This window comes from Pseudovibrio sp. POLY-S9, from assembly GCF_001431305.1.
Lineage (GTDB): Bacteria > Pseudomonadota > Alphaproteobacteria > Rhizobiales > Stappiaceae > Pseudovibrio.
Map to the genome: position 1 here is coordinate 40,392 of NZ_LCWX01000243.1, position 1,876 is coordinate 42,267.

At 54.7% G+C, this 1,876-nt stretch carries 2 protein-coding genes; one reads left to right on the forward strand and one right to left on the reverse strand.

The window, feature by feature from the left end:
• Positions 1-480 (reverse strand): pirin family protein (locus tag PPL9_RS33840; RefSeq protein WP_208989664.1); only part of this gene is annotated, 480 nt, incomplete at its 3' end.
• Between the two features lie 379 nt (positions 481-859).
• Here PPL9_RS33840 and sbcD point away from each other — a divergent pair.
• Positions 860-1,876, forward strand: a 1,017-nt coding sequence (sbcD, locus tag PPL9_RS27330; RefSeq protein ID WP_244273490.1) for an exonuclease subunit SbcD, incomplete at its 3' end; no start/stop codon positions are given.

A 1,876-nucleotide genomic window follows, 5' to 3' on the forward strand; every position in this document is an offset into this window, starting at 1 on the left:
GCCATCGTGTGAGAGGAACAGTTGTAGCTTGCCGTTGCGGGCTTCGTCGCTCAGGTCCAACATTTCATAGCGCGGTGTGGTGTTCTTGCGGTTCGGGATCAGCCAGATCTGGAGCAGGTGCGTTTCGTCCGTGCTTGACGGGTTGAACTCGGAGTGCTGCACACCGGTGCCGGTGCTCATGAACTGGATGCCACCTTTGTGCACGGTGCTGCCGTTGCCCATGGTGTCTTTGTGTTCCAGTGCGCCTTCCAGCATGTAGGAGAAGATTTCGAAGTTCTCATGGGGATGCATGGGGAAGCCGCCATCGGGGCCGACCCAGTCATCGTTGATGACCCGCAGATTGTGGAAGTTCATGTTATTGCGGTCAAAATAGCTGGCGAAGCTGAAGGAGTGGGCGGATTTCAACCAACCTGCATCGGCATGGCCGCGCTGGTGGGAAGGGCGAACTCTCAGTTTCAAATCGGATGCTGTAACAGACATGGGGCTCTCCTGATTTCTTAATATTTACAGTGGTGTCGTCATGCCCTTAAAGATATTCCAGTGCTTGGAATGAACAAGGTAAGCTTTGGTGATCTGATTGTTCGCCATTAGTGAACGAATAGATTCGGGGCGTGTTTTCGGAAACTGCAAAATCCGGCTCTGAATTTCTCAAAAATTTCGCAGGGGGAGGTGCTGGCACAGATTCCTGTGCGCTACTTGTGCCAAAGCCCCTAAATCTGTGGGTTAGCGCCGCGCTTTAAAGACTTCTGTGTAAACCCTATGCCTAATTTGCGGATTGGTTAATGAAAGATTTCTGAGTCATGATGCAGCTGTCCTTCAAAACGGCTGCCCTTAAGGCTTGGAGCGTGGAACAGGTAGTATGGCGTTGAAAATCCTGCACACAGCAGACTGGCATATTGGCCAGAGTCTGAATGGCTGGTCGCGCACCTATGAGCATCAACAATTCTTCATGGAGCTTGTAGAGTTGATTGAACGCCATGAGGTGGATGCGCTGGTTGTGGCAGGAGACGTGTTTGACAACCAGAACCCATCCGCAGATGCCACGCAGATGTTGTATGAAGCTTTGGCGCGGTTCCGCGAGAAGCGTCCGCATCTGGTGACGGTGCTGACTGCTGGCAATCATGACCCTGCCGGACGTGTGGAAGCGCCGGGTGTGCTTTTTCAAAAGATCGGCGTGCAGGCGGTTGGCATGGTGCGCCGAAAGGACGGCTTGCTGGACCTTTCCCATCATCTTGTGCCGCTGAACGATAGCGATGGTGCCGTGAAAGCCTATGTGCTGGCGCTGCCGTTTCCTCGGGCGACGGATTTGCCGGGACTGAGCTTCTCTTCTTCAGAGGAAGGGTCTCCTGTGGTGCGGGCTGTTGCAGAGCTTTATGAGGCGGCAGCCTCGCAAGCTCGTGAGCAGATTGGTGAGATGCCGTTGATCGCGACGGGTCACTTGCATGTGGCGGGTGGTCTGGAGTCAGAAGGGGCGGAGCGCCGTATTCTGATTGGCGGTGAGCATGCCATGCCGTGGGAGCAGTTTCCTGATGATCTGACTTATGTGGCGCTTGGGCATTTGCATAAACCGCAGAAGGTGGGCAAAGAAACAATCCGCTATTCCGGGTCTCCGTTTCCTCTTTCCGTCACCGAGCAGCATTACAAGCATGGCGTTAATCTGCTGAGCTTTTCTGATGCCGGTGTGCTTTCCATTGAGCGCTTGCCTCTTAGCCGACCTGTGCCATTCCATCGCCTGAAAGGGGATGGTGGTTTGCTGCTAGAGGAGCTGGTGCCAGCCCTTGTGGCGCTGGAGCTGGATGCGGACCTGCCAGTGGAGCAGCAGCCGTTTGTGCATGTGGATTTGCGACCGCAGGTTTCTGCCGGTGGGCTGAAGGCT